The organism is Thermogemmatispora carboxidivorans, assembly GCF_000702505.1.
Classification (GTDB): Bacteria; Chloroflexota; Ktedonobacteria; order Ktedonobacterales; family Ktedonobacteraceae; genus Thermogemmatispora; species Thermogemmatispora carboxidivorans.
In genome coordinates, this window is sequence record NZ_JNIM01000001.1 from 312,203 (window position 1) to 335,279 (window position 23,077).

Genomic DNA, 23,077 nt, shown 5'->3' on the forward strand with positions numbered 1-23,077 from the left:
GCGGCCAGGCCAGACAAGAGGGAAGAGTCGTCGCGCGTTTCCGCTTGGTTTTCTTTCGCCCTGGCTAGCCAGCTAGCCAGAGAGCGAGCACAGACAGGCATGAGACAACGACAGAAGGCAGGACCCACGTAGAAGCAGTCGCGTGCTGGCCTGCATGCAGGGAGTAGGGCACATGTCTGACGAGCAGCAGATTATTTATCTTGGCCCCGAGGAAGAACTGACCGACGTGCGCCAGCGCCTGGAAAAGGTCTCGGCGCGACGTCTCATTCTGGTGGTGCCCCCGCAGACCAAATTGCGCAGCCACGTGGGTTGGCGGCTGCTGCATGCACGCACGCGCGAGCTGGGCAAGGATGTGCTCGTCGTCAGCTCGGATCGTCAGGTCCGGGTGGTGGTCAAGGCTGCAGGTTTTAAGGTCGCCGAATCTTTGACCTCTCCTCCCAGCAGTCGAGCGCGCCCGGGCAGCCGACCTGCACGTACGCCGCAGCATGGCTCTGGCTCGCGATCAACCACCCGCGGCCTGACGGCGCGTACGCGATCTGAGCAGCAACGTAGTTCCGCTGCCGGAGCTGAGGAGAGAGAGGGGAAATCCCTACTGCCGCACGCGCCGGCGCCTGGTCAGAGGCCGCTGGAAGGGGGAGACAAGCCAGGCAGGCTGTCAAGCTCTTTCGGGCGTGCACGCGAAAGCCGGGAACCACTCATCGAAGACCTGGCCAGTCCTCAGCGCCCCGCTGAGGAAGGCGGTTCCGTCCGCCGATACTCTCAGCCATTGACCGAGCACTCTTATGACTTTCATATCGAACCAATCGATGCCTCCGCGGCGATCTCTCCGCTCCTCCCGTCTAGGCAGGAGGAAGATGAAGCTGAGGATACGCTGCTGGAGGATTTCCGCACCGCCCAGCACATCCGCCAGGCCGCGCAGCCAGGTCCCGCCCACGCTGCGCCTGCCGGCATGGATCGGCAGTCCTATACTACTGCCCCCCTTGAGGCCGGAGAGCACCAGGAGGAAGAGGAGCCGGCTGATCCCTTCAGTCGTATCGAAGAAATCTCCCCCAGCTCTCTTCCCGAACAGCGCGGAGCCTTCGCCCCCATCGATGAGGTTGAGGACGATATTCCGGCCATCTCGGGTCGGCGCAGAACGCTGCTGGAAGCGGAGGTCGAGGATCTGGGTGATCAGGGGGATATCGCCCTGCCATCGACGCACCTTTCTGCCGAGCGCTGGAGTACCCCTGGTGGGGAAGAGCCAGCGGAAGAAAGTGAGGACTTCCCGTCCCCCGTGTCCGGGTTGGGGTCGCGGAGCTACGGCAGATCATCCTCGTCGCGATTGAGTAACTTTGGCGGAGAGCCTGCCCTCCCCGACGCTGAAGAGGGGGAGAGCGAGGTGGGCCTGCCCGATATTGAGGCGCTGCCTACGCGGGCCCTCTCTCCCCGTTCTGCTCCTGAGCCTCCTCGCGTGATCAGCGGCTCGCTGGTCAAGGGGCCGGCTGGCTCAGCTGCCGCCAGAGCTGCTCTTCTCGGAACTGGCACAACACCACGCGGGCCGGGCGAGACGGTCACAGGCCGGCCTCAGAGCAAGGCGACCCCTGCCACCAGCACCGGCGCACGGGCCACTACTGCTCGTTCCCCTCACCGACCAGCAAGGACTCAGAGTAGGGGCGCACGAGCCCCGTTGCTCTTTGTGGGCCTGCTCGTGCTCGTGCTGGCCCTCGTCGCTGGCCTTGCTTACTACCTCCCCTCCGCCGAGGTGAGTTTCACGCTCCCAGCACGGGCCTTTAGCCAGAATCTCCAGTTCACGGCTAGCTCTACCACGCGCCTGAACGTGGCCGCTCATACCTTGCCGGCGCAGGTCCTGCTCTTTAATCGCAATGCTCAAGCTCAGGGCCGGGCTAGCGGACTGGCCAAGGTTGGCGTGGTCAAGGCCCACGGCACGGTCGAGTTCACTAATAAGGGCACTCGCTCGCTCGTCATCCCAACTGGTACCATCGTGGCCACTTCCTCGGGCATCCAGTTCAGAACAACTGCCGAGCCACTGGTCACACCAGGAACAACCTATCCAGTACAAGTCGAAGCGGTCAATCCCGGCACCAGCGGCAATGTGCCGGCTAATAGCATCACAGTTATCCCCCCTGAGAGCCTGCGGCAGATTGGAGCGTCCGCTACTGAGCTGACGGTTACCAATCCTCAGCCTACCTCGGGCGGCGGCCTGGGGAGCGTGCCCCAGGTGACCAGCGCGGATGTCGCTACCCTCAAGAAACAGCTGGATGCTCAGGTGCAGCAAGAGATGCACAACTGGCTCCAGCAGCAACTGCATGACGGCGATCTGGCTGGTCAACCAGTAGTGCAGGAACAGATCAATGCCTCTCCCGCTGCCGGCCAGGTAACCACGACAGGCAGCTTCACAGCGACTCTCACCTTGCAGGCGGCGATCCTGGTGGTCCGTGCCGCTGATATGCAGGAGGCGGCACGCGCCGCTCTCAATGCGGCTATTCAGAAGCAGCAGCAGGGGTATGAGCTGCTTAGCGAGAAGCCGGTCTCTATTGCCCATGTGAAAGGGACATCTCACAATGGCGGCAGCTCGTTGACGCTGACCTTTACGGCCAGTGGGCTGGTTGGACCTGCTATCAGTGATGAAGATCTCCAGAGCCAGCTCAGCGGGAAGGGGAAAGATCAGGCCCTCAACGACCTCAATAGCCTGCTTGCTGCTCGTCTGGGGAAGCAGGCTGTGGACATCCAAACAGCCATCTCCGTCAATCCGGGTTTCTATCCCTGGATGCCGCTGCTACGCGACCATATCCATATTCATCGGAACATCGTCACGGTCTCTTGAGTGGGTTGTGGAAGCGGTAGAGGGAGGCAAGAAGAGCGCCGACGGCAGGTAGGCCCGCCCGCCCTGGCTGGCCACTCAGTCCGTCGGCCTTTTCGTTGAGGAAGACCAGTGGTGGGAGCTGCCAGAGGGAGACCGACTGACCCGATGCTTATCGAACTCAGCCAGGCCGAGAGCGGGCGGGTTGTACGCGCAGGCCAACCCTTGCTATTCTTTCCCTCGTGACGTAGACAGTGAAGGGTTCCTTCGTTAGAATGCTATGGATACTGCTCTCTTCTATAGTAAGAAGTAGTAAGAAGAAAAGATAGCAGGCTCATCTGACTTTTTATGATGGCTCGCATACTGGCTTTAGACGTGGGGGAGGCTCGCATCGGGGTGGCTATCAGTGATGCCTCGCAGATCCTGGCCTCACCCTATACGACCCTGGAGGTGGCCGGCAACGAGGCCCGGCTCTGGGAGGCACTGCGGAGTATCATTGAGAAGAACGAAGTTGAGGCGCTCGTGGTGGGGCTACCGGTCAGCCTTGATGGGCAGATCCATCAGCAGGGAGAGCGCGTGCTAGCCTTTGTCGAGCGCTTGAAGCGCCGTATCAAGATCCCGGTTGATCTATGGGATGAGCGCCTCTCAACGGTGGAGGCGCAGCGTTTGCTCGCAGAGCGGGAGCAAGAGGAGAGGGGGAGGCGTTCCAGGCGTGGTGGCCATCAGGGTGGTCAGGGAAAACGAGGAAGGAACCAGCAGAGGATTGATGCTCTGGCAGCGACGCTTATTCTGCAGCAGTACCTGAATCACCGGCACCAAGCTCCAGAGGATGCGTCACAATGAAAGTACGAGGTCCTCACCCTCCTCGCTCGCGGGGGGCTATTCTCAGCATCTTTCTCGTCTTTGCCCTGGTCCTGGGTCTCATCTATGTCTCGTGGAACCTGGTCACGACGGTCTTGGAGCCTGTCAGTCCGCCTGGCCAGGGACATACAGTAACGATTGTGGTCCAGGAAAATGAGACAGTACAACAACTGGCGGACGATCTCCAGGCCAAGGGACTGATCCGCAACACGCTGGCTTTTCGCTTCTGGGCCAAGATCAAGGGGCTGGACCAGCATTTGCAGGCCGGCGTTTACCGCAATCTGAACAGCAGCATGAACATGAGCGACATCATCGATACGCTCATGACAGGACAGCCCGATGAGATCGCCATCCGTGTCCCCGAGGGCTGGCGTCTGGAACAGATTGCCGACAAGATTGAGGCGGCGGGCTTGCCGCGTTTCAACAAGCAGGACTTCCTGACCTACACCAAGAATCCGGCCAAGTTCCCCGATCGCAACAAGTTTCCTTTTCTCAAGCAGCTTCCCTCGGGGGCGACAATGGAAGGGCTGCTCTTCCCCGACACCTACTTTTTCACTCTTGGGGCGACGACCACCGACGTGATCGATCGATTGCTGGAGGAGTTCCAGGCCAAGGTGCAGCAGTACCATCTCGACACGAAGGCGGCGGCCAATCATATGAGCCTCTACCAAATGGTCACCCTGGCCTCGATTGTTGAGCGCGAGGCGGCTTTTGACAGCGACCGCCCATTGATCGCCAGTGTCTACTGGAACCGTATCTATCGTCCCAATGACGAGACTGCGAGTTTCCTGGATGCTGATCCCACAGTCCAGTATGCGCGCGATTCGCAGCCCGGCACAAAGAACTACTGGGCGGCTCTGGCCGCTTCGGGTAATGAGGTGCTACCTGATAGCCCCTGGAACACGTATACACATAAGGGCTGGCCGCCCACGCCGATCTGCAGCCCGAGCCTGGCTAGCCTGCAGGCTGCGGCGTCGCCGGCCAAGACCGACTACTACTTCTTCCTGAATCGACCTGATAATGGACGGGCCGTCTTTGCCAAGACTAAGGCCGAATTTGATCAGGAGGTTCAGCAGTACCTGAAGTAAAGGAAAGAAGCAACGGCGAGAGTAGAGCTGATGAATCTGAATCTTGGACAGGTCGTTTTTCTGGCTCTGTTGCAGGGGATCACCGAGCTTTTCCCCATCAGCAGCCTGGGGCACACTGTCGTTATTCCCGGGCTGCTGGGTTGGGGGGATCTTGTCGACAACGAGCGCTTTCTGCCTTTGATTACGGCACTTCACCTGGGAACAGCTCTGGCGCTGGTGATCTATTTCTGGCGCGATTGGCTCCAGGTCCTGCGCACCTTGTGGAAAAGCATCAAAGAGGGCCAGGTGCGGCGAGGTACTGAGGAGTGGGTGAGCTGGCTGATCATTATCGGCTCGATCCCGACAGGAATTCTGGGGGTCTTTCTGGAGAAGCCGCTGAAGCAGCTCTTCGCCTCTCCTGTCATCGCTGCCACCTTCCTGGTGGTCAATGGCTCCTTGCTCTTCTTCGGCGAAGCCTTGCGCCGTTATCTAACGGCACAGGAGGAGCGCCGTCAGGCTCGCAAGGATGCGAAGACGCTGCTGCGCCCTCTGGCCTCGCTCTCCTGGAAAGAGGCCGTGCTGGTGGGCCTGGGCCAGTCCCTGGCCTTGATCCCGGGCATCTCGCGCTCCGGCGCTTCGATGGTGGCTGGTCTCGGGGTGCGCCTCAGCCATGAGGACGCAGCGCGCTATTCTTTCCTGCTAGGAACGCCGATCATCTTTGCGGCAGCTGTGCTTGAGATCCCGCAGCTTTTTGGTCTCTCGGGTTCCGTCTTGCTGCTGGTTCTCGCGGGTATGGTGCTCTCGGGGCTGGCGGCTTTCCTTAGTACTAAATTCTTGCTGAAGTATTTTGAGACGGGTAACCTCTATCCTTTTGCCGTCTATTGCTGGATCGCTGGCCTGGTTGGGCTTGTTTTACTCTTCTTCGTATTGCGCACCGCCTCCTGATTAGGTAGAATTGCTTAGAGGCTGTGGGGGCAGAAAGCCACTGTCGGTAGGAATCTCTCCTGTCTGCGGTGGCTTCCCCAGCCTGGCAATGGTCCCCGTTCTGGAGGAGAAGCCTCCTGTCGTCAGCCCCGACAGGCTTGTCTCCGCGAACCGAGGTCCCTATTTTGAACTTTTGAGGAGAAGGTAGGAACACCGCGCATGAAGAACCAGTATCTCTTTTATGCCGCTCTTGCTGTAGGTATTATTCTACTCATCCTCGGCGTCGTGTTCGAGGTAACTCATCATCCTACGCGCGGCCTGGTTGGCCTGATCGTCGGTGCGATCCTGCTGATCATTGGGATCGTCGGTATGGTAATGGGGAGGCCCAAGACGGCCTAGTTGGGTTGGGCTAGCCAGGCCTGGCTTGTTGCCTATGTGCTGGTTGTCGTGGTTGCCTTGCCCTGACTGCCTGGACGGGGCAAGTGCGACTTGAGGCAATGCTAGGCAGGCAGCAGGGGGGAACAGGAGTCGGTCCGGAAGGAATGGGGCTGGTTCTCCGGCTCAGGCTTCCTGTTTCTCCCTGGCTTCTTTCCTGGCCTTTGTGCCCCGGCGGGCAGGGGTTGCCGGACCTGGGCAGTGCTGGCTCTCTCCCATAACGAAACAAGCAGCCTATTTCTTCCTTTAGGAAAGGTGGAACAATGAAAAACTCTTCTAATCCTGGTGTCTTCATCCTGGCGATCGTGGTAGCGATCCTGGCGCTGATTGCCGGAATCTATTATCTGATCCCAGGCATTCCCCACGTGCTCGCTTCGCCCCCGACCGCTGTCCATGTGAAACACGCGGTTCTCTTTTTTGCCATCGCCATCATCTGTGTCATTGGGGCGCTGGTGACCCGCCCGCGGGCTGCCTGAGCATCGACGTGCGGGGGGAGCAGAGAAGAAAGATTTCCCTCAGTCTGCATTTGAGGCAGGCAGAGAGAAGCAAGTAGCTGCTCTCTCTGCCCGTTTTGATATATTGCCCCCGTAGCGGTCTGCCTGCTCATCTCCAGGCGGCTCCCTCGCAGGTCTGGAGCGGCTTAGCTGGAAGATCCGAGCGTGCTGCCGATGATCTGAGGGTAGCCGCGGAGGAACTCGGCGGCGCTGACCGCTTTACGCCCTTCCAGCTGCAGGCGGCTCACCAGGAGCCAGCCTTCCCCGCAGGCGACTGCCAGCAGCTCCTCGTCGGCCAGCGTATAGCCGTGTACTGTTCCGGGGGGCAGGCCCAGAGGCAGAGAACCCGCTTCGGTCAGAGCGGCAGCCTGCAGAATCTTGAGCAGCTTGCCATGCCAGAAGGTGTAGCTACCGGGCCAGGGGGTATAAGCGCGTACCATACGCGCCAGCCAGGCGGCGGGCCGCTGCCAGTTGATCTGACCGTCCTCCTTACGCAGCAGGTGAGTATAGCTGGCCTGGCTCTCGTCCTGGGGCTGAGGCGTGATCTCACCGGCGATCCAGCGCGGCAGCGTCTCTAGCAGGGCGGTGGCTCCCAGTTCTGCGAGTTTAGCGCTCAGCGTCTCCGTAGTCTCGTCAGGGTCAATCGGCAGGCGGCGCTGATGGAGAATGGGGCCGGTATCGATGCCGGCATCGAGCAGCATAATAGTCACGCCAGTCTCGCGCTCTCCCTGCAGAATGGCCTCGCTGATTGGCGAGACGCCGCGGTATTTCGGCAGCAATGAGGCATGGATATTCACAGTGCCGTAGCGTGGCTGATCCAGCACGGCTTGGGGCAGAATCTGACCGAAAGCCGTGACGATGTAGAGGTCGGCGCGATAGGCCGCCAGAGCCTCGATCGTTTCAGGGCGCTTGAGTGAACCGGGCTGCCAGACAGGTAAGCCATGAGCAAGGGCAGCCTGTTTCACTGGCGAAAAAGCCAGATGGTGGCCGCGGCCAACCGGCTTGTCGGGGCGCGTGATGACCGTCACGATCTCGTAGCCCTCCGCCAAAACGGCCCCAGGTCTGGCTCCGCGGATCAAAGCCTCCAGGGGGGGCACGGCGAACTGAGGTGTGCCCATGTAAATCAGTCGGAGCATAGATCTGCTAAGCCTTCTCCCTTCTACGCGAATTACGTCCCTATAATAGCATTTTCAGGCTATCCGCCCCTTGAGGCGTGCCAATATGGTATACTGCACTCACCACAAGTGAAACATCGAGGTACAACGTTGTATGCAAGGGTGGGAATACAACAACCTGGTCTCGGGGGGTGGGCAGCCGGGTGGTGGAGCACCGCCTTTATCGGCTGCTCTTCAGCCAACGCCTCAGCGTCAGCAGCAGCTCACATTCGGGATCTATTCGACCACGCCTCCAGCGACGGAACCTGAGTGCATTCTACAGCGCGCCGATGAGGTGAATGCGGTGAGGCGCATGCTGAGCAACCCCAATACCAGTGCTGTCTTTCTCACTGGTGAGCCGGGGGTTGGCAAGTCGACGCTGGCTGCACTCGTCTATAAGAGTATCCAGACCCTGGCCCAGGTGGCAAAGGAGCCGCCATTGCGGCCACGCTACTTTGTCTGGCTGAGTATTAGCTCTTTTGCCAATCTGCCAGATGTCATCGCCGCTATCCTGCGTAGCATCAACGTTGACACCTCTACCTTCTTTCTGCTCAAGCCTGAGCAGCAGATTGCGGCGCTGGTGCGTGCCCTGCGCCGCCCTCAAGAGAGCGCCTTCATCGTCCTTGATCAGTTCGAGCAGCTGCTGGACCCAGAGACGGCTCAGGGGCTGGTCGGACGCGGAGCTTTGGCGGCTTTCTTTGAGATGCTCCAGATGGATCTGGGCACCAGTCGCCTGTTGCTGACGAGCTATCTGTCGCCCTACGGGCCCCTCAACGATGACGAGAAGCGCGTGCGTTCCTATCTGGTTTCGCGCGTCAGTATTCCCGAGGGGGTTTCCTTGCTGCTGCAGCGTGGTCTGCAAGGCAGCTATGAAGATCTCTCGCTGGTCTGGCAGCGCTGCGGAGGCCACGTCTTTGCCTTGTTGCTCGTTTGCGCCCTCGTGCAGCTCTCGGGCGTTTCTCTGCCCTATCTCTTGCATGCCGCCGAGTATCAGCCGCTCTGGAGCGGCGATGTCACGCTCCAGACCATCGCTGCGCTCTATCGCCATCTCTCTCCATTGCAAACCTTACTCTTGCGCTCCCTGGCGCTCTTCTCTGAACCGGTCCCGCTGGCGGGAATTGTGACGACGGTCACCGGCCAGTATGCCTCAGCCCATGCTTTGCGCTTTGAGCAAGAGCTGTTGCAACTCGTGCAGCTTTCGCTCGTACAGCGCTCCCTCAATGAAGCAGGAGCCACCTGCTACGACCTGCATAGCCTGCTGCGCCAGTATGTGCTCGCTGCCTACCTGGAGGGGAATGACCTCCATCATAGTGAGGCGCTGGAAAACATGCTGGGCCTGCGCAGCCCGTTGCTGGAGGCCCTGGCGGGCCTGAAGCCGGATGAGGCGGAGGCCCGCGAGATCGCCCTGGCAAATAGCCATTTGCAGGTCGCTGCCTACTACCATCGCCTGGCTTTGGAGCAGTGCCCGCCTCGCGAACAGCGCACAGGTCTGCAGGACGTTGTACCACTGCTGCATGCGATTCGCCATCTCTGCCTGGGCTGGCGCTGGCAGGAAGCATGCGATCTGCTCTTCGGCGAAAGCTTGCATGAGAGCCTCATGCGTTGGGGAACGTGGAATACATTGATGAGCATGTATACTGGGATGCTGCCGCCCAGCGGCTTGCTGACACGCCACGATGAGGGCCTGGTCAATAGTCATCTGGGCTTGCTCTACGCTCGCCTGGGCGAGTACGAACAGAGTCGGCTCTGCTATGAGCAAGCCCTGAGCATTCAGCAGGCGCTGGGCGATCAGCACGATGCGGCAGTCACCTTGGTCAACATGGGGGAACTCTATCGCAGCATGGGGGCTCTCCAGCAGGCCCAGAGCTATTTCGAGCAGGCGCTGCTGCTCAATCGCCAACTTGCCGAGCCTGATCCCGAGATCGAGTGCGTGGCGCTCCATAATCTGGGCCTGCTCTGCCAGACGCAGAAGCAGTATCAGCAGGCCCTGAGCTATTATCAACAGTCGCTGAAGCTAGCGCTCAGCACGCAAGAGCGCTATGATATTGGGATGATTGTAACTAACATGGGTATGCTGCTTTATGAGCAGGGAAGGCAGGTCGAGGGATTGGCCTTGCTCTTCTTTGCGGTCCAGTGGCGTCAGGCCCTGCAGGACCCGACGGTGAGCACGGTCGAGCTTTTCCTCAACACCCTGGAACAGCGCCTGGGGGCGGAGACCTTTGCAGGGCTGCGCCAGGCTGCCTTGCTTCAACAGGAACAATTGATGAGTCAGCTCTTTGCCTGAATGCGCCTTCTCCTCTGGCCATGACTGCCTGCTATAGGCGCCGCCTCTCATCGCGCCCGAGATCTTGGCAGTGAACCAGCTTGGTCGCTCCTGGCCAAAAAGGTTCTGTTTGCAAACTTGCTGGAACAGCATGCGTTATAGTAAGTGACTACGAATCAGCGACGCTTTCCTATCCAAGACCGGGGTACCGTCCATCAGCGCTGCCGGGTCAGCCTGGCCGAGCTCTTCCGCCTCCGCCGGCAAAGTGACAAGCTGGCTGATTGGCTGGCGTGGCGGTCCCTTGGGATAGGGTTCGCTGGCGCCTGCCCGCCCTGATATGCTCGCTTGTTCGGGCAGGTGGCAGCCGAGAGATACCTCGCTTCCTGGCTGGCTAGCGGTTGGCCAGGAGCAGCTCCTTTCACGGATGGGTCTATTCTGCCGATGCGGGGTCCAGTCAGCAGTAGGGTAGGTCAAGCTTGAGCGCTTGCTTTGGCTGATCAGCCTATTCGTTCACCGCCAGCTATGCACCTGCCTTCTCCTTGTGAGGTTGTCTTTGCTATCCCGCGGGATAGCCATATTTTGCGATGGCCGTGGGGAAACGGCTCATCGAAACGTTGTACGTAGCAGTATGCAAGAGGAGGTAAGGCCCTGGCACGGGGAGAAGGCTACGACTTACTAAGAATGCAGATAAACGAGCCAGCGAGATAGGAACTGCTGCTAGGAAAGAGTGAGAATGATGTGGGTGGTGGAAGGGCCGGAGATGCGCAAGCTCCTGTATTTGGAGTGATGCGACCTGGAGCAGAATCAGTGCTATGCGCACACGAGTAGGTAGCGCGCATGCCAACAAGGCTCTCTGCTAGGAAGTTGTCAGGAAGTGAGTTTGAATGACTGCGAAACGCCAGTTTATCAAGCATCCGGCTCAGATTCTCAATGAGCCTGTTGAGCAGGAGCCTCAGTCGGGTCTGTGGTCGCCGGACGGCGGGCAAAGGGGGGGAGAAGCCGCCGCGCAGGATCAGCAGGCGGGGCCGACTGCAACGCGGTCAACAGGTTCGGACCTCTGGCAGAAGCATCCACAGGGGGGGCCGCCGCGGCTCTCTCTGCCTGGTGTTGCCGGGTCTGCGGCCTCTTCGCCGCTGGCAACGCCTGCGGGCCAGTCACCCAACGGAACCGGCGATCTGCCTCTGCCCTTTTCTCAACAACAGGGCCTGCCGCCCTTCTCTCTCAATCAAGTTTCGTCGCGTCAAACGGACGCCAATGTTTCTCTGAATCGCCTGCCTGATCTGTTACAGCAGGGATCGGCTCAGTTGCAACCGCCGACAGTCTCTGGGGGGCCGCTCAGCTCGCCGGGCCTGGGTCCCTGGCCTGCCGCACCCGGCCTCAGTGGGCCGGGCTCCACGCCTGAAATGCCGGGCTATGCTAGTCAGGCAGGGGGGCTGACGTCGGGTCCTGGAACGGGGCCGCTGGTCATGGGTGGGCAGATGATGGCTCCTCCCTCGACGCCGTCGGCTAGTTATCCGGTGTCACTGCCGGGCCTGGGGAGTGGTATGCCAGCCGCGGGTGCTGCGCCGGGTCTTGACTGGCCGCCCTCGGGCGGCTGGGGTGCAGCGCCTCAGCAGCTATCTCAGCACGCGGCACAGCCAGCCAACCCAGCCAGTCCTTCGCTGCCTCGCCCTGTCAGGAAGGGCAAGGCTCGCCGGCGTCGCTTCCCACTCTGGGCGCGCATCGTGGCTGTGGTCGGCCTGGTGATCTTCCTTCTCACAGGGGCGGCGGTGGCTTACTACTACTATGCCTTCGCCGGGACCGTCAATAATATCGTGGGCCAGCAGGTCCCGCGCCTGCGCGGAGATAGCGGTTCCGACACGTCGCAGAGCAGTAGCAGTGGCTCGATCCTCAGCGGAGGGCGTTTCAACATTCTCTTGCTCGGCAGCGATACCGATGAGAAATTCGCCGGTCACTATATCGCCCAGACAGATATCGTTGTCACCATTGATCCGGCCACCCATAGCGTCGGCATGCTCTCGATCCCGCGCGATTTCTGGCTGCCGATCCCGGGGGTCGGCATGGGCAAGTTAGATGAAGCGTATGGCTATGGGGGCGTGGCCCTTTCGCGCGCTACCATCCATGCCGATTTTGGTATCCCGATTGATTACTATGCCTGGGTCGGCCTCGATGGCTTTGTCAAGGTGATCGATACGGTCGGCGGGGTCGATGTCGATGTGATGCATCCCATTACGGACGATACCTATCCCGATGATGTCGGCAATACAACGGGCGATATCCATGCCTACAAGCGCCTCTATATTGCACCGGGACCGCAGCATCTGAGCGGTCTCCAGGCCCTGGAATATGTCCGCTCGCGCCATGCCGACCTGGTGGGCGACTTCGGTCGCTCGGCTCGTCAGCAGCAGGTGCTGACGCAGCTGAAGAGCAAGCTGGATAACCCTCAGATTTTTGGGAAGCTGCAGGAGATCGCTCAGGACCTGAATGGATACGTGAAGACTGACCTCTCTTTGACTCAGGTCCTGGAGCTGATGAATTTTGCTCGTTCGATCAACGCAGCGAGCGTGCAGCGCGTGACGCTAGGCCCGCCTTATTCTCATGCCGCTACCGTGATGCGCAATGGGCAGGCGGTCGATGTCGAGATCCCCAACTGCGATGCCCTGCTGCCTGTGATCGCCAAAATGTTCGCTCTGGGCGATAAGGCCCAGTGCAATATTGGGACAGCAACCAGTCCTTCATCGTCGACCGTGGCCCGAGCAACGAGCGCAACAGGCACGACCACGAGCGCGCTCTCGACGCTGCAATCTTCCTCGGCTGTGATTGATGGCGCCCGCACTGGCAGTCCGCTGGCGACCGCTGGTCAGATGGCGAATCTCGGCCTGATGAGCCTTCAGGGGAGCAGCGATAACCTCTTAGGTATACGTAGTCTGCTTGAGCTGATGCTGGCCGTGGTCTGTGAGTCGCTGGATGCGGCCAGGGTCTAGTCTGGTCAGCTGGTGGTCTAGGCAGGCAGGCAGGCAGCCAGGCAGGACCCCTGCCTCGCTTGGGAGCTGAGACCTGCCTTGAAGAAGAAGACGAGCGGTGCCTGACAAGTCAGCGAGACGAGGCGGGCCGCTCTGACGATTCATAATGATGATGATGATAACTATGCCCGGGTGGTGGAGCAGAGGGGAGCGGGGGCTGATCGTTCGGTGCTGGTTGCACAAGACCGCAGGCTGCCCCTGCCTGTGGCCCGCCTGTGTGTGGCCTGCCTGCCCTCGGGCATCATCCCGACCTCAGAACAAGTGAGTGAGCGCACGAACGCACGAACGAGCGGTGCAGAGAAGAGAAGAAGAGCGATGAAGAAGCAGAGCATCTCGTGGCGCCTGGGCATCTTGCTATCATGCCTGGTGGTTCTGCTACAGGGCTGTCTCTGGTTTGGGGGCGGCAACAGCGGGTTCAAGCAGACCACGGTCGGGAACCGTCAGGTGGGAGTCAATCAGAACTCGAATCTCTTCAAAGGGAAGATTTACTTTACCATCGATCATAACTTATGGGTCCTGGACGGCCTGACCAATAGCTTGAAGCAACTGACCAAAGGCCAGACCGTGAGCGACCCGGCGGTCTCGCCCGATGGCAAATGGATTGCCTTCACGGTCCGCTTCAAGAACTATTCCAACATCGAGTACATGTCGGTCAACGGCGGTTCCTGGCATATGCTTCTCAACGGCAATGGACATTATTACTTTGTGCCCGGCCTGGATGTCCCCAAGAACGATTTCAAGTGGAATGCCCAGCCGCGCTGGGCGCCCGACAGCAAGCACCTGCTCTTTCTGAGTGATTTCCAGAAGGAGGACTGGTATCAGTACACGCACTACGATGCGCCGGTACTCGACCTGCAGATCTACGAAATGTCGATCGATGAGCCGAACAACTACAATGCGGTCCAGGATGTAGCTTACGCCTATGTTGGTGATGGAGGCAACAGCGATCCTAGTTTCCGCCCTGGCCATTCCGATCAGATTATCTATACTCACTATGCGTACGACAACACACGCACGCAGCAGGTGATCCAGCTCTTTATGGAAGATCCGAACGAGATTGCGCGTAAGCCTCACGGCACCTACTATCCTGGGCTGCCGGGCTTTGATCCGGGGATTGCCATCACGCCGTCTGATGTGCAGTGTTTGGAGCCGGCCTTCTCGCCTGATGGCAACACCATTGCCTACATCCGACGTGAGAAGGACGGGCAGATGGGCCTCTACGTCATGCCCACCCCAGAGGGCGTCACCACGAACCCGAACGATCCCGCCGTTGAAAAGAAGGCGCTCTTGCCTTACCAGCAGTCAAAGCTGCTCGTCAAGGGACAGTTTGTCAGCCAGCCTATTTGGTCCCCTGATGGGAAAGCCATTGCCTACTTTTTCTACTCCAATGAGGAGTTTGATCTCTGGCTCCTCAAGCTCAATTACAATCAGAAGACCAAGACCTACAGCCCCGCTGGCAGTCCAATCCAGCTCACCAGTGGTGGCGTTGATGGTGATTCTCACCCATCCTGGACGGCATGAGTGTTTTGATGATATACTTACCCTACGCACTATACTGGGAACAAATAATGATCCGTTGATATCACCTTGCCGGGGGATCTGAGGTAGAGCCTTGAGTCAGCTGGAAGGCACGCTCATCGCGGGACGCTACGAGATTCGCGAGCACATTGCTACCGGCGGCATGGCCAGCGTCTTTAAGACCTGGGACCATCGCGTGGAGCGCATTGTCGCCATCAAGGTGCTGCGCTCTCTCGATAAGAATGATCTGCGCGCTGTGGAGCGCTTTCGCCGGGAGGCGCGCGCGGCGGCGGCCCTGGCCCATCCCAATGCGGTCACCATCTACGATTTTGTGGAGGAGGGTGGGCAGTATTTCCTGGTGATGGAGTATATTCAAGGCCCGACACTGAAGCAGCTGATCACTCAGCGCCGCCGCCTACAGGTGCGCGAAGCCTTTGAAATCGCCTGCCAGGTCTGCTCGGTGCTGCAGGTAGCCCACGCGCGCGGCTTTATCCACCGCGACATTAAACCGCAAAATATTATGTTGACCTGGAATGGAATCACGCCGCTGGCCAACGATTTGAGCAACGGCCTCTGGGTCAAGCTAACCGATTTTGGGATCGTGCGCGTGGCCGAGGACGCGGGACTGACCAATAGCGGCATTGTGCTCGGGACAGCAGATTATCTCTCGCCAGAGCAGGCGCGTGGTGAGACATTGACGGCCTCTTCCGACTTGTATTCGCTCGGCGTGGTGCTTTTTGAGATGCTGGCTGGGCGCCCGCCGTTCGTGGGACCGACGGCGGTCTCGATCGCCATGCAGCACGCCTCTACCAATCCCCCGCTCCTGCGTCAGTTCAATCCCGCGTTGCCGATCAGTGTCGAGCGGGTGGTGATGCGCGCGCTAGAGAAGGAGCCGGAGGAGCGTTTCCATTCGGCCATCGAGCTGCAGCAGGCCTTGCGGGCTTGCCTGCGTGAGCTGGTGCAGCAGGGGCATCCCGCTGTGGCCTCTCCCTGGCAGGGCCTGACCTCTCCCGCTGGCGGCGGCCCGCTCTTCCCGCCGCAGCCGCAACGCCCGTATCCCTGAAGAGGATTGGCCCCATCGGTATCATACTCTTAGAAGAGAACCTGGATGAGAAGGAGGGGCGCGCACATAAGCGCCCGCGGTTAGAATTGCTATATGGAGCGAACAAAGGTTAGTACCGCCAGTGCACCTGCCGCCATCGGACCGTATAGCCAGGCGATCCGCTGCGGCCAGTTTATCTATACCTCTGGACAGATTCCGCTTGATCCTGCCAGTGGCGAGCTGGTGGGTGACGATGTGGCAACCCAGACCCATCGCGTCTTACAGAATCTGCAAGCCGTGCTGCAGGCTGCCGGCAGCTCTCTCTCGCGGGTCGTCAAGACGACCGTCTTTCTGGCCCGCATGAGCGACTTTCAGGCGATGAATGCTGTCTACGCTACTTATTTCCCAGAACCGGCACCGGCACGCTCGACGGTAGCCGTGGCCGAGCTCCCGCGCCAGGCTCTGGTCGAGATCGAGTGTGTGGCGCTCGCTGAGGACCAGGCGGGAGAGTGATCCGCGTGAATCCAGCCACTCTCTGGCACAAGGCGCTCCAGCGCCTGGAGTTGTTGCCTGTCGATGTTGTGGCCAGGGTCTGGCTGCGCACTGCCCAGCTCATGCCCGTTGCTCCCGCTCACGAGTCACCTGCTACGGCAGGGGAGAGAGAAACGCTCTCTTTCTGGCTTCTGGTTCCCGATGCCCTGGCCTCTGCTCTGATTCAACAGCAGTGTCAACCTGCTATTGAGCGGGCCCTTGCCGAGTTAGTTCAGCAGCCGGTGACACTCAGGGTAGTGGCGGCGAGTGGGGCGGCGAGTAGCGCGGCGAATGGCGCTCCCCGGGAGGCTCATGCTGATGAGGAGATGGAGATGGCCGCTATGGAGGACCGCCAGAGATCAACGGAGACGTTTGTCGCTCGATCGAGCAGAAATGACTCTACTCCTCCTTCTCCCTACTACGATTACGATCTGCCCGGCAAACCACCTGGGCAGGCACTGCGTGACTCCGCGCTGCCCGAGCCGCTGGCTGGCGGAGCACCCGCCTGGGAGCAGGAGAGCGCGGGAGCAATGCCCAACCGGCTGAATCCGCGCTATACCTTCGATGCCTTCATCGTGGGCAATAGTAACCGCCTGGCCCACGCCGCTTCCTACGCGGTGGCGGAGGCCCCCGGCGAGGCTTATAATCCGCTCTTCCTGTATGGAGGCGTCGGCCTGGGCAAAACCCATCTGCTGCATGCTATTGGTCATAAGGGGGCACAGGCCGGCCTGACGGTACTCTATGTCTCGTCTGAGCAGTTTACGAACGAAATCATTAATGCGATTCGGTATCGCACCACCGAGGAGTTTCGCGCAAAGTATCGCTCCGTTGATATCCTGCTGGTCGATGACATCCAGTTCATCGCTGGCAAGGAATCGACCGAGGAAGAGTTTTTCCATACCTTTAACAGTCTCTACGAGATGAGCAAGCAGATCGTCATCTGCAGCGATCGCCCCCCCAAGGCTATTGTCAGCCTGGAGGAGCGATTGCGCTCGCGCTTCGAATGGGGACTGATCGCCGATATTCAGCCGCCTGATCTGGAGACGCGCATGGCGATTCTGCGTGTCAAAGCGGATATGCTTCACTATCCGGTACCCGATGAGGTCATTGCCTATATCGCCAGTCGCGTCCAGACCAACATCCGTGAGCTGGAGGGCTGCCTCAATCGCTTGATGGCCTACCAACAGCTGCACCGTACCGAGCTGACGCTCGATGTGGCGCGGGCGGCGATGTCGTCACTGGGTAATGGACCGCGCGAGGTACAGCTGAGTGGTCGACAAATTGCTCAGGCGGTGGCCGACTATTTCCGCATTCCGCTGGAGGCTATGTGCGGCAAGCAGCGCGATAAGCAGATTGTGATTCCGCGCCAGATTGCCATGTATCTGATTCGCCAGGAAACCCAGCTCTCGCTGTTGGAAATCGGTCAGCTCTTCGGTGGGCGCGACCATAGCACGGTGCTGCATGCCTGCGAGAAGATCGAGCGGGCGATGCAGCTTGATCCCGGCCTGCGCCGCGATGTGGTCGCCATCCGCGAGCTCTTGCTGCCGCGCTAAACCGACTCGCTGGCCGGCTGCCTGTTCTGCCGGGAATCCTTGCTTGTGCTTTGCCGAACGTTACGGAAAGAAGATCTATGCTGCCTTATACGACCTATCTGATCGATCTGGACGGCGTGGTTTACCGTGGAAACGAGCTGCTGCCGGGCGCGCGCGAGTTCGTGCAGTGGCTGGAGGCCAACGGCAAAAAGTATATCTTTTTGACGAATAACTCGTTCGCTACGGGGTCGCAGATTCTGGCGAAGTTGGAGCGCTTGGGTATCCCGGCCAGCCCCGAGCACTTGATGAGTGCGGGCCAGGCCGCTATGCAGAATATCGCACGCCGGCTGCCGGGAGCGCGCGTCTATATTGTCGGCGAGCAGCCGCTCGTCGAGCTGGCGCAAGAGTATGGCCTGACGGTGGTGGAGGTCGATGCCGAGGAGGCCGATGTGGTACTGGTCGGCCTGGATCGCTTCTTCGATTATAGCAAGCTGACCTGTGCGGTGCGCATTGTGCTGGCCGGGGCCCCCTTTATTACGATCAACCGCGATCCGTTGCTGCCCATCGCCGGCGGCGGCTTCCTGCCGGGCTGTGGGACGCTGGCGGCAGCTATCGAGGCCGGTACCGGTGTGACGCCGGAGGTGGTGGGCAAGCCGGAGCCGATGCTCTTGTTGGAGGCAATGGAGCGCCTGGGCAGTAAGCCGGAGGAGACCGTCATGATCGGCGATGGCCTGGATGTGGATATTCTGGCCGGCCAGGCCGCCGGAACCCATACGATCCTGGTGCTCTCGGGCCGCAACAATCGCGCCGATATCGAGGTCTCTCCTATCAAGCCCGAGCACGTTTATGAAGACCTGGCCGATCTGCTGCGCCAGCTACAGCAGGTCAAGTCATGACGATTCTCTGCCTTCTTCTGTTGACGATGGTCTGTGGGCAGGATTCTCTACGAGCGAAGTGGAGATCCTGCTCTTCTTTTGGAAGGGAATAGCTTCAGTTCACACGCTGTGCTATAATGATGGCATTCCGACAATTCTGTCCTGCTGAGAAAGGTCATGCCTGTCCCCAATTTTCAAGAGTTTCTCTGGCCTTTGCTGGAGCTGGCTGGCGATGGCCAGGAGCATACCCTCACCGAAGCGGCTGAGCTTGTGGCCCGGCGCTTCGCTCTCAGTGAGACCGAACGCAATGAGCCGCTTCCCAGCGGGAAACAGGCCAAGTTCTGGAATCGTCTTTCCTGGGCCCGTACGTATCTGCAAAAAGCGCAGTTGCTCGTGAGTGCAGGCCGCGGGCGCTTCCGCATTACCGAGCGTGGTAGGAGGGTGTTGATAGAGCGACCACCGACGCTGGATGTGGCCTACTTGAAGCGCTTCCCCGAGTTCCTGCAGTTCCAGACTTCTTCGTCCCATAATGGGCAGCCGCCAGCTGTCGCTCAGGAGGCGCTCGATCGCTCCGGCCAGACCCCCCAGGAGCTGTTAGAGACGACCTATCAGACGCTCAAACGCGAACTCGCTCAGGAGCTGCTCGAGCGCGTCAGGAAGAGTACCCCAGGCTTCTTCGAACGGTTGGTTTTGGATTTATTGCTGGCAATGGGCTATGGTGGCTCGCGCAAAGAGGCAGCCCAGGCGCTGGGCGGTACCGGCGATGGTGGAGTCGATGGCGTGATTTATGAGGACCGCCTGGGACTGGATCGCATTTATGTTCAGGCTAAGCGCTGGCAGGGTACCGTTGGCGGACCCGATGTCCAGGCCTTTGCGGGGGCCTTAATGGGGAAGAAAGCCCGCAAAGGGATCTTTATGACGACTGGCACTTTCTCCACTGGCGCCCAAAACTATGCTCGTAGCGTTGATAATCTGAGCATTGTCTTAATCGATGGCGAGCAGATGGCCCAATTAATGATCGATCACGGAGTGGGTGTAACTGAAGAAACGCGCTACATCTTGAAAAAGATCGATAGCGACTATTTCGAAGAGTAGCTTGTTGAGATGCCATGCTCGACCCAGAGAGTGACAGTGCTGAGGCGCAATCACCATTTCAGCTTTCAGGGGAACCGGCCAGAGACGCGCTATGGCTGGCTCAAGCTCACTCCTGCTCACTCGGTGACGCTGATCAAGGAGCTGCTGGCCGGACTCCCGCCAGGCGATTCGCTGGTGCTCGATCCATTCTGCGGCACCGGCACAACAGCCCTGGCCTGCGCTGAGGAAGGAATTCCGTGCGAGACCACCGACATCAATCCCTTCCTGGTCTGGCTGGCCCAGACAAAAACCTACCCCTTCAGTCGCGCCGAAATTGAGCTGTTCATGACAGCTGCGAGCGATATCGCCGCAGAGCTGTCACGGCCAGGCTCGACCAGTTCCGCCTGGAAGCCGTCTCTTTATCAGATTGAAAAATGGTGGGATGCATCGTATCTGGAGGTACTGGCTCGACTGTTCGAGGCCATTCAGAGCCGCTCAAAGCTCCTGCCCAGAGCCAGCCTCGACCTGCTCCACCTGGCCTTTTGCCGCACCCTCATGGCTCACTCACGGGCTGGCCCTGGCCATCAGTCCCTCTCTTTTCGACCAGCTCCAACGGGCTACTATGCTGCTTCCCTCTTTGAAGATACCCCCTGTGCAGAGGTGCTTGCAACCTGGCAGCAAGCGACGCAGTCTCTCGCGGCAGCAGCATACTCGCCCATCAAGGTCATTCCGCGCTGCATACTCGGCGATGCCCGCGCCTTACGTTCTTCTCTGGGGCAAGAACGCTACACGCTGGTCCTGACCTCTCCTCCCTATCCCAACCGTATCAGCTATATCCGTGAGCTGCGCCCCTACATGTATTGGCTGGGTTATCTTAAGAACGGGCGCGAGGCCGGAGAGCTGGACTGGTTAGCTATTGGAGGTACCTGGGGCTCCGCGACCAGTCAACTCAACCGCTGGGAACCACCACCTTCGCTGACGATTCCTTTTGACGATTTCCCCACCCTTCTCGCAAGGATTGCTGATAAGAGTCAGATTCTGTCTAAGTACGTCCATAAATATTTCTGCGATATGTATCTACATGTCCAGGAGATCAAACAGGTTTTGCGCAGCTCTGGGAAAATTTACTATATTATAGGCAATGCGAAATTTTACGATGTAATGATCCCTGTGGAGACCATCTTTGCTGCCATGCTGGGATCGCAAGGCTTCTGCGAGATAGAGATTACCACCCTGCGCAAGCGCTCCTCGAAAAAGGAACTCTTCGAGTACGTCATCTCCGCCCGCAAGCCGTAAACTGGGAACGGGAGAGCGCGCGGGGTGAAGTGGAGAGGCATGATGGCCCCAGGTCTGGCGAGCGGTAAGCAGGGCCATCATGCGCTTCTCATGTGGGTGGTCTGGCTGCAGCTCTTACTCAAGAGCGTTTCAGTCCCAGGTGCCGAGGCGCACGTAGCCCTTCAGCAGTGCACGGGCGATAATATAGTGCTGGATTTCGTCCGTTCCCTCATAGATGCGCGTCACACGCACATCGCGATACCAGCGTTCGATAGGTAATTCCTTGGTGTAGCCCATGCCACCGTGAATCTGGAGCGCGCGATCGACCACGCGGTTGACCATATTGGAGCCGTAGAGCTTGGCGAGGCTGGCCTCGTAGCGGTTGTCCTGTTTCTGATCGGCCTTCCAGGCCGCGTGCAATGTCAGCCACTTCGTGGCCTGGATCTCCACCGCCGAATCGGCCAGCATCCACTGAATTGCCTGGCGCTCAGCGATTGGCTTACCAAAGGTGACCCGCTGGCGGGCATAATCGATGGCCATCTGCAGCAGGCGCTCGGCGGTTCCGACGGCGCGAGCGGCGATCAGCCAGCGCCCCTGACCGATCCATTGCATGCCCAACGAGAAGCCCTGGCCGACCTCGCCCAGCACGTGGTCCTCGGGCACGCGCACGTTATCGAAAAACAGCTCGGCTGGTGACCAGCCGCCCATAGTAGGGATGGGACGCGAAGTCCAGCCCAGGGCGCGGTCCACCAGGAAGCAGGTCACGCCGCCCTTCTGGGGAGGCTTCTCGCGGTCGGTGACGGCGAAGACCATAGCGAAGTCGGCCTCATTGCCGTTGGTGATAAAGACCTTCTGGCCGTTGAGCACCCAGTGGTTGCCGTCTTTGACGGCGGTCGTGCGGATCGCCGAAGGATCGGAGCCGGCTCCCGGCTCTGTGAGGGCGAAGCATGAGATGCGTTTCCCCTCGATCACCGGGATCACGTATTCTTGCTTCTGCTTCTCGTTGCTATAGTGCAAAAGAATATTGTCGACGCTGCCGCCAAAGCTGAAGGGCACGATGGTGCGTCCCAGCTCCATCTGGATGAGGGCGGTCATCACCGATCCCAGGTGAGCGCCGCCGTACTCCTCCGGCGTGTTGATACCCCAGAAACCCAGCTCCTTCGCCTTGAGCTGCAAAGCCCGGTAACGCTCCGGCGCGATTCCCGTCGGATAGCGCCCTTCATTGCGCAGGACCTCATGCTCCAGCGGCATCAGTTCGCGCTCAACAAACTGGCGCACGGTCTGCTGAATCAGCTTCTGCTCCTCTGTCAGGGAGAAATCCACGCTGGCCTCCTTGTCGCGCACTAAGGGAACACTGCATCTCAGGTTGCCCTGGCAAAGATTATAGCACGCGGCTCAGGAGACGGGGCGCGATCCATGCAAGCACGGGGTCTCATCTGGCTTTGCTGGCCGCCACTGGCGCTGGCATTGAGGGATGGCGGGAGGGCCTACCTGAATAGCAGGCGTGGGGCGTCCAGGCTCATGAAGACAAGAAAGGAGTGGCTTATGCGTGCGATTCGTGATTGCGCTGATCATCCCTTGCACTGGCGCGAGGGAACCCTTCGCAGCCATCGGCTGCAGGCGGGAGAAGAGACGCTGGCGCTCATCAGCTTCCAGCGGCTCGCAGGCACCACGGCCCTGGCTGAGGTGGCCGAGGGACGCTTCTGCTTTGAACGGCGCGGCCTCTGGCTTCCTCAAGTAGCCATTCATCAGGGCGATGAGCGCGGTGAAGAGCTGGCCATCTTCGAACCTCAGCTGTGGAGCCGTGACGGAGTCCTCATCGGCCTGCATGGCCCCCTCTATCGCTGGTGCCGTGTTCATGAACGGGGTGCTGAGGAAAGTGCCCTACCCTGCCCTTGCTGGGAGTGGCAGGACCTCACCGAACGTCCCCTGCTGCATTTCAAGCAGCTCATTTGCCTGCCGCACACGCGCATGAGCGGGATGCTGACGATCGAGCCGGCAGCCGTGGGGCTGAGCCTGCTGCCCTTGCTGGCAACACTCGGCTGGTACCTGCTGGTGCTCTACGAGCATGGCGCAACCAGACCGCTGCCCGAGGTTCATACACCGCGGCCTCGCCCCTGATAACGGCGGCAAGCGGAAAGGTGGCACTGGCCAGGGTTAGAATGGAGACGGACCAAGCTCCACCCACGGAGAAGGCTCCCGGCAAAAA

The 23,077-nt window shown here is 59.8% G+C and carries 18 protein-coding genes; 16 read left to right on the plus strand and 2 right to left on the minus strand.

Annotated elements, in window-relative coordinates:
• Positions 1 to 172: 172 nt before the first annotated feature.
• From N688_RS01245 to N688_RS01270, 6 genes are all read left to right on the plus strand, one after another.
• The gene (locus N688_RS01245) at positions 173 to 2,824 is read left to right on the plus strand and encodes a baseplate J/gp47 family protein (RefSeq protein ID WP_052887585.1); all 2,652 of its coding nucleotides are present in this window, start codon (positions 173 to 175) and stop codon (positions 2,822 to 2,824) included.
• 324 nt (positions 2,825 to 3,148) lie between these two features.
• Positions 3,149 to 3,643 (plus strand): Holliday junction resolvase RuvX, encoded by a 495-nt coding sequence (ruvX, locus tag N688_RS01250; protein ID WP_052887586.1) that lies wholly within the window; start codon positions 3,149 to 3,151, stop codon positions 3,641 to 3,643.
• Complete coding sequence (gene mltG / locus N688_RS01255; protein WP_052887587.1) at positions 3,640 to 4,749, plus strand: endolytic transglycosylase MltG; 1,110 nt, start codon at positions 3,640 to 3,642, stop codon at positions 4,747 to 4,749. The genes ruvX and mltG overlap by 4 nt, the downstream gene beginning before the upstream one ends.
• A 30-nt stretch (positions 4,750 to 4,779) precedes the next feature.
• On the plus strand, positions 4,780 to 5,673 hold the full coding sequence (locus tag N688_RS01260) for an undecaprenyl-diphosphate phosphatase (protein ID WP_052887588.1): 894 nt from the start codon (positions 4,780 to 4,782) through the stop codon (positions 5,671 to 5,673).
• A gap of 198 nt (positions 5,674 to 5,871) precedes the next feature.
• Entirely contained in the window at positions 5,872 to 6,051 is a 180-nt protein-coding gene (locus N688_RS01265) for a hypothetical protein (protein ID WP_052887589.1), read from the plus strand.
• A 299-nt stretch (positions 6,052 to 6,350) separates the two neighbouring features.
• On the plus strand, positions 6,351 to 6,563 hold the full coding sequence (locus N688_RS01270; protein WP_052887590.1) for a hypothetical protein: 213 nt from the start codon (positions 6,351 to 6,353) through the stop codon (positions 6,561 to 6,563).
• A 164-nt stretch (positions 6,564 to 6,727) separates the two neighbouring features.
• On the opposite strand, the gene fmt is transcribed toward N688_RS01270, so the two are convergent.
• The gene (gene fmt / locus N688_RS01275; RefSeq protein WP_052887591.1) at positions 6,728 to 7,717 is read right to left on the minus strand and encodes a methionyl-tRNA formyltransferase; all 990 of its coding nucleotides are present in this window, start codon (positions 7,715 to 7,717) and stop codon (positions 6,728 to 6,730) included.
• 133 nt (positions 7,718 to 7,850) lie between these two features.
• On the opposite strand from fmt, the gene N688_RS01280 reads away from it, so the two are divergent.
• The 9 genes from N688_RS01280 (at position 7,851) to N688_RS01320 (ending at position 20,889) form a co-directional block, all read left to right on the plus strand.
• Complete coding sequence (locus N688_RS01280) at positions 7,851 to 10,019, plus strand: tetratricopeptide repeat protein (RefSeq protein WP_052887592.1); 2,169 nt, start codon at positions 7,851 to 7,853, stop codon at positions 10,017 to 10,019.
• Between the two features lie 863 nt (positions 10,020 to 10,882).
• The gene (locus N688_RS01285) at positions 10,883 to 12,982 is read left to right on the plus strand and encodes an LCP family protein (RefSeq protein WP_052887593.1); all 2,100 of its coding nucleotides are present in this window, start codon (positions 10,883 to 10,885) and stop codon (positions 12,980 to 12,982) included.
• Between the two features lie 354 nt (positions 12,983 to 13,336).
• Positions 13,337 to 14,542, plus strand: coding sequence for a TolB family protein (locus N688_RS01290; RefSeq protein WP_052887594.1), 1,206 nt, complete (start codon positions 13,337 to 13,339; stop codon positions 14,540 to 14,542).
• 91 nt (positions 14,543 to 14,633) lie between these two features.
• Positions 14,634 to 15,602 carry a protein kinase domain-containing protein gene (locus N688_RS01295; protein WP_052887595.1) on the plus strand — a complete coding sequence of 323 codons (969 nt, stop codon included), beginning with the start codon at positions 14,634 to 14,636 and terminating at the stop codon, positions 15,600 to 15,602.
• Positions 15,603 to 15,695: 93 nt separating this feature from the next.
• Positions 15,696 to 16,094, plus strand: coding sequence for a RidA family protein (locus N688_RS01300; protein WP_052887596.1), 399 nt, complete (start codon positions 15,696 to 15,698; stop codon positions 16,092 to 16,094).
• Positions 16,095 to 16,099: 5 nt separating this feature from the next.
• A complete protein-coding gene (gene dnaA, locus N688_RS01305; RefSeq protein ID WP_202901814.1) occupies positions 16,100 to 17,665 on the plus strand; it encodes a chromosomal replication initiator protein DnaA in 1,566 nt (521 codons plus the stop codon).
• Between the two features lie 77 nt (positions 17,666 to 17,742).
• A complete protein-coding gene (locus N688_RS01310) occupies positions 17,743 to 18,540 on the plus strand; it encodes an HAD-IIA family hydrolase (protein WP_052887598.1) in 798 nt (265 codons plus the stop codon).
• Between the two features lie 156 nt (positions 18,541 to 18,696).
• Positions 18,697 to 19,614, plus strand: coding sequence for a restriction endonuclease (locus N688_RS01315; protein WP_052887599.1), 918 nt, complete (start codon positions 18,697 to 18,699; stop codon positions 19,612 to 19,614).
• A 9-nt stretch (positions 19,615 to 19,623) separates the two neighbouring features.
• Positions 19,624 to 20,889, plus strand: coding sequence for a class I SAM-dependent methyltransferase (locus N688_RS01320; protein WP_052887600.1), 1,266 nt, complete (start codon positions 19,624 to 19,626; stop codon positions 20,887 to 20,889).
• 129 nt (positions 20,890 to 21,018) lie between these two features.
• On the opposite strand, the gene N688_RS01325 is transcribed toward N688_RS01320, so the two are convergent.
• Complete coding sequence (locus N688_RS01325) at positions 21,019 to 22,191, minus strand: acyl-CoA dehydrogenase family protein (RefSeq protein ID WP_052887601.1); 1,173 nt, start codon at positions 22,189 to 22,191, stop codon at positions 21,019 to 21,021.
• 222 nt (positions 22,192 to 22,413) lie between these two features.
• On the opposite strand from N688_RS01325, the gene N688_RS01330 reads away from it, so the two are divergent.
• Positions 22,414 to 22,989 (plus strand): hypothetical protein, encoded by a 576-nt coding sequence (locus N688_RS01330; RefSeq protein ID WP_052887602.1) that lies wholly within the window; start codon positions 22,414 to 22,416, stop codon positions 22,987 to 22,989.
• Positions 22,990 to 23,077 lie beyond the last annotated feature (88 nt).